General features: G+C 62.1%; 7 protein-coding genes and 1 pseudogene. All 8 read right to left on the minus strand.

Annotated elements, in window-relative coordinates; all coding sequences use genetic code 11:
* Nucleotides 1-21: 21 nt before the first annotated feature.
* Nucleotides 22-807, minus strand: coding sequence for a cobalamin-binding protein (locus ACRESD_RS03745; protein ID WP_431749692.1), 786 nt, complete (start codon nucleotides 805-807; stop codon nucleotides 22-24).
* Nucleotides 804-1,223 (minus strand): MFS transporter, encoded by a 420-nt coding sequence (locus ACRESD_RS03750; protein ID WP_431749693.1) that lies wholly within the window; start codon nucleotides 1,221-1,223, stop codon nucleotides 804-806. Before ACRESD_RS03750 ends, ACRESD_RS03745 begins: the two co-directional genes overlap by 4 nt.
* Nucleotides 1,220-1,837, minus strand: a complete 618-nt coding sequence (ribA, locus tag ACRESD_RS03755; RefSeq protein WP_123717382.1) for a GTP cyclohydrolase II — start codon at nucleotides 1,835-1,837, stop codon at nucleotides 1,220-1,222. The genes ACRESD_RS03750 and ribA overlap by 4 nt, the downstream gene beginning before the upstream one ends.
* A 129-nt stretch (nucleotides 1,838-1,966) precedes the next feature.
* Nucleotides 1,967-2,692 (minus strand): substrate-binding periplasmic protein, encoded by a 726-nt coding sequence (locus ACRESD_RS03760; protein WP_431749694.1) that lies wholly within the window; start codon nucleotides 2,690-2,692, stop codon nucleotides 1,967-1,969.
* A gap of 55 nt (nucleotides 2,693-2,747) precedes the next feature.
* On the minus strand, nucleotides 2,748-3,713 hold the full coding sequence (thiL, locus tag ACRESD_RS03765) for a thiamine-phosphate kinase (RefSeq protein ID WP_431749695.1): 966 nt from the start codon (nucleotides 3,711-3,713) through the stop codon (nucleotides 2,748-2,750).
* A 17-nt stretch (nucleotides 3,714-3,730) separates the two neighbouring features.
* A complete protein-coding gene (gene nusB, locus ACRESD_RS03770) occupies nucleotides 3,731-4,231 on the minus strand; it encodes a transcription antitermination factor NusB (RefSeq protein WP_431749696.1) in 501 nt (166 codons plus the stop codon).
* Nucleotides 4,228-4,704, minus strand: a complete 477-nt coding sequence (gene ribH / locus ACRESD_RS03775; RefSeq protein WP_034100965.1) for a 6,7-dimethyl-8-ribityllumazine synthase — start codon at nucleotides 4,702-4,704, stop codon at nucleotides 4,228-4,230. The genes nusB and ribH overlap by 4 nt, the downstream gene beginning before the upstream one ends.
* 88 nt (nucleotides 4,705-4,792) lie before the next feature.
* Nucleotides 4,793-5,023, minus strand: a pseudogene (locus ACRESD_RS03780) (bifunctional 3,4-dihydroxy-2-butanone-4-phosphate synthase/GTP cyclohydrolase II); the annotation flags it as partial.

Consider the following 5,023-nt stretch of genomic DNA (forward strand, 5'->3'; position numbering starts at 1 on the left):
GGCTTGCCCCCGATAGCGATCTCAAAGCCTCGAAGCAATTACCTGACACAACCGCGCCACAGCCTCCAGCATCTGCCCGCTGGGCCGCTCCAGGCCTTTGTCGGGCACCAACCGCACCCGCGTCACCATAGCGGGCCAGACCTTCCAGGCTTCCTTCTGAGCCTGGTCGCCTACCAGAATCAAGTCGGGGTTACGCTGCAACACCGACTCGATGCTCACCTGCGGCGCGGGCAGCTTCAGGTCATCGAACACATTGCGTGCACCGCACACACTGAGCGCATCGCTGATGATCTGCCCGCCGCCGACGGTATACAGCGGCTGGTTCCACACTTGGTAAAACACCCGCAGGGGCTCGGCACGTTGATAGCGCTGACGCAGTTCGGCCAAGCGTTGACGCAACTGCCCAGACAACTGCCGGCCCGCTTCGGCCCGCCCTAACTGCTGGGCAATGGCTTGGACTTGGGTGGTCAACTGTTCAAGGCTGTGGGGTTCGGCGACATACACGGGGATATTCAGGCGCTGCAGTTGCTCGCGTTGGGCCGGGCCGACGCTGCCGGGCCACAGCAGGATCAGGTCCGGCTTGAGGCTGAGCAAGCGTTCCATGTCCAACTGGCCGTATTGCCCCACCGAGGGCACTTTGGCCAATGCAGCGGGCCGTTCGCCACCGTCGAGCACACCCACCAACAGGTCGGCAGCCCCCAGTTCAACCACGATTTCAGAGAGGGACGGCGCCAGGCTGACGACACGCTCAACCGCCACCGCCTGGACACTGAACACCAGCAACACCGCCAACCAGTAGCGCTTCATCCCAACTGACGCGGAATGCGGTAGAGGTAGAACAGCACCCCAGTCGACAGCGCCAGCAGGCATAGGGGCACCGCTTCCAGGCCGACGAATACCGCCAGCGCACCGATCCAGGCCGGCAAGGCCGCCACCATCAGCGCCGTGCGTCGGCGGGCCGCGAGGGTGAGCCAGGCGGCCGGTTCATCGTGGGTATCGAGGGCTTTGGCGGTGGCGATCAGTGCGTGTTTATAGCCGTTGAAGTAACGCAGGCTCAGAAACATCGAGGCCACGCCGGCGATAAAGAACGGCATGGCCAGTACGGGCAACAAGGGTTCGACTTGGCCGAACACCAGGTTGATCACGAACAAGGGCAGCAGGGCCAGGGCCAGGTACTGCCACCAGTTGAAGGACAGTCGCCGTTTCACCTGGCCGCGGGTCACGCGCGGTCGACCTCGCCCTGATGCTCGTTGCCCATCATGTGATCGAGCTTGCTGGCCTTGGTCGCCAGGTAGAGCTTGTTATGCGGGTTGTGCCCGGTGTGCAGCGGTACGCGCTCGGCCACGGTGATGCCCATCTCGGTCAAGGCTTTGACCTTGCGCGGGTTGTTGGTCATCAGGCGCAGGGATTTCACCCCCAGATGTTCCAGCATCGGCAGGCAGATGCCGTAGTCACGCTGGTCGGCGGCAAAACCCAGGCGCTCGTTGGCTTCGACGGTATCGGCGCCGCCATCTTGCAACTCATAGGCGCGGATCTTGTTCATCAGGCCAATGCCACGACCTTCCTGACGCAGGTACAACAACACGCCTCGGCCTTCACGGGCGATGGCGCGCAGTGCAGCTTCCAGTTGCGAACCACAATCGCAGCGCTGGCTGAACAGTGCGTCACCGGTCAGGCATTCGGAGTGCACACGACCCAGCACTGGCGCGCCGTCGGCGATGTCACCCAGGCTGAGCACAACGTGCTCGCGCCCGGTGGCCTCTTCGAGGAAGCCGTTCATGGTGAACGTGGCAAAAGGGGTAGGCAGCTTGGAAGCGGCGACGAAAACGACGGGCACCGTGTGCTCCTGATTTCAGATTTCACAGAGGCGGTCATTGTAACAGCAGGTTCCTACAGACGCTTAAGCTGAATTATCGCTGATAAAGATCAATCGGTTCGATTGGCCTTCGACCTGGTTCTATGCAGGTCAGAACGGATAAGGCTGTTTCCAGCGCTCGAAAATCGGCTTCAGCTCGCCGCTTTTGACCAGGGCGGCCACCCGCTGGTCATACACGACCATCAGGGCGCGCCCACGCTCGTTATCGGCAAACCCTATGTACAGCGGTAGTTCGGCAATGTGGGTGAGCTTGAATTGTGTGGGGTCGTCTGCCCGAGCGAGGACATATTTGGCTTCGCTGAGCGCATCGATATAAAAATCGGCGCGTCCGTGTTGCAGCATCAACAGAATGCCGTTGCGGCGCTCGATCTGCTCGAAGTGCTGCACATTGGGCAAGTACTCCTCGTACTTATAGCCACGCACCCAGGCCAGACGGTACTTGCCCAGAGTGGCGAGGCTCGGCGCTGGCGCGGTGGCCAGCCCAAGCGCGTAGATGTGGTCGGAGTCGAAGTTCCAGTGGGGGTACAGCACACCGTCGGCCTCGTCACGATAAGAACCGACCCAGCCATCCACCTCACCGCGCTGGGCCAGGCCTACAGAGCGTGTATAAGGCACGCTGCGGCTTTGCACAGTGATGCCCACCGGCTCGAAGATCTGGCGCAAAACGTCCCAGGCCAGGCCGCTGCCATCTCGGTTGGTGTAGTCGTTCCATTCTTCGCTGGCCAGCATGATTTTGCCGGGAGGTTCGGCGGCGTCCGCCTGCACCAGCGGCACGACAGTACACAGCGCTATCAGCAGCCAGTAACGCACAGGCATGGTGACGACCTCCTACACGGCGTGAACCGTATAGAGGTTAGCGCAGGTCGCCAGTTTACGGCGCTTCTCGAAAATGCTGGTAACCGTGCACGGCCGGGGTGATGTCCTGCCCGTGCGCGTCGAGCAGCGTCACGCCCTGCCCCGCCTCGACCCGACCGATCACATGGATCGGCCAGCCATCAGCCAGCAACGGCGCCAACTCGGCAGGTGGCAGGGTAAACGCCAGCACGTAGTCGTCGCCCCCGCTCAAGGCGGCCACGCGCGCCTCGTCCTCGCCAACAAACGCCAGCAAGGCCGTGGACAGCGGTAACTTCTGACACTCAACCAACAGACCGACAGACGACGCCTTGGCGATATGCCCGCAATCAGCCAACAACCCATCGGAGATATCCATCGCGGACGTCGCCTTGCCCCGCAATGCCAGCCCCAAGGCCAACTGCGGTTGCGGCGACCAGTAATGCGCCAGCAACGGCTCGGCGATGCTGGCCTGGGCACTGCGCTGGCTCAGTACCAACGGCAAGGCACCCGCGGCGTTACCCAACTCGCCACCGACACACAGCAGATCGCCCGGCCGTGCCCCGCTGCGCGTCAACGCCTGCCCGGCCGGGACACGGCCAAACACGGTCAGGGTCAAACTCAGTGGCCCGCGGGTGGTGTCGCCACCGATCAGGCCCACGCCACAGCGCTGTGCCATCGCGTTCAAACCTTGGGCATAGCGTTGCAACCAATCGGCATCGACCGTCGGGGTAGTGAGTGCAAGGGTAAACGCTAGAGGGTTGGCACCCATGGCAGCCAAGTCGCTCACCGCCACGGCCAGCGAGCGCTGACCGAGCAGGAAGGGATCGCAAGGGTCGGCGAAGTGCACACCGGCCACCAGCGTATCGGTAGAAACGGCCAGTTGCTCCCCAGCGGGGAGCGCCAGCAAGGCGCAGTCGTCGCCGATCCCCAAGGCAATGCCTTCACCGCCCTGCGCACAAGGCGCGGCGGCGAAGTATCTGCGGATCAGCTCAAACTCGCCCACGGTAGCTCAAGCGCGGATCAGCGCTTGTGCTCCTTTACTTCGGCTTCACGCAGGCGCGGAGCCAGCTTGTCGAGCACGCCGTTGACGAACTTGTGGCCGTCGGTCGAACCGTAGACTTTCGCCAGTTCGATACCTTCGTTGATCACCACGCGGTACGGCACGTCGACGCGATACAGCAGCTCCCAGGCAGACAGGCGCATCACGCACAGCTCAACCGGGTCCAACTCTTCGAGGGTCAGGTCCAGGCAAGGCGCCAGGGCCGTGTCGATCTCGGTCAGGTGGGCATGCACACCGTGCAGGATGTCGTGGAAGTACGGCAGATCGGCAAAGGTGAAATCGTTGTCGACGCGAAACTGTGCTTCGATTTCGTTCAACGAGGCGCCCGCCAAATGACGCTGGTACAGCGCCTGGGTTGCCAACTGACGAGCAGCGCGACGCTTCTCGTTCTTGGACGGCTTGCCGGCGTCCGCTGGGCGTGGGTCGCGTGGGTTGAAACGATCGCTCTCGTCGGAAATCACTTGGCCTCCAACTGCGACAGCAGGCTGACCATTTCCAGGGCGGACAGGGCAGCTTCAGCGCCTTTGTTGCCGGCCTTGGTGCCGGAACGCTCGATGGCTTGCTCGATGGAATCAACGGTCAGTACGCCGAAAGCGACTGGCACGCCGAACTCCATGGACACCTGGGCCAAGCCCTTGGTGCATTCGCCCGCCACGTATTCGAAGTGCGGGGTACCGCCACGAATGACCGCGCCCAGGGCGATGATCGCCGCGTATTCAGCCTGTTGCGCGACTTTTTGCGCAACCAGTGGGATTTCGAAGGCGCCAGGGGCACGGATGATGGTGATATCGCTTTCGCTCACACCGTGGCGAACCAGGGCGTCCACGGCACCGCTTACCAGGCTTTCAACCACGAAGCTGTTGAAGCGGCCAACCACCAGGGCATAGCGGCCTTTGGGGGCGATGAAGGTACCTTCGATGGTCTTCAGGGTCATTCGACAAATCTCTTAAAGAGCCGGGACGCGAAAAGGGCGTCCCTTAGTGATGATTTAACCGCGAACAAGGGGCAAAAATCGCCGGCCTTTATTCGGAGGGCACGTATTCTACAACTTCCAGATCGAAACCGGATATCGCATTAAATTTCATCGGTGCGCTCATCAGGCGCATTTTGCGCACACCGAGGTCCCGCAGGATCTGCGAACCGGCACCGACGATGCTGTAGGTGGTCGGTTTTTTCACCGGCGCGTGGTCAGCCGTTTCGCGAATATGTGCCAGCAACACATCGCCATCCAACGGGTGGCCGAGCAACAACAC

This window comes from Pseudomonas sp. (assembly GCF_050739995.1).
Lineage (GTDB): Bacteria > Pseudomonadota > Gammaproteobacteria > Pseudomonadales > Pseudomonadaceae > Aquipseudomonas.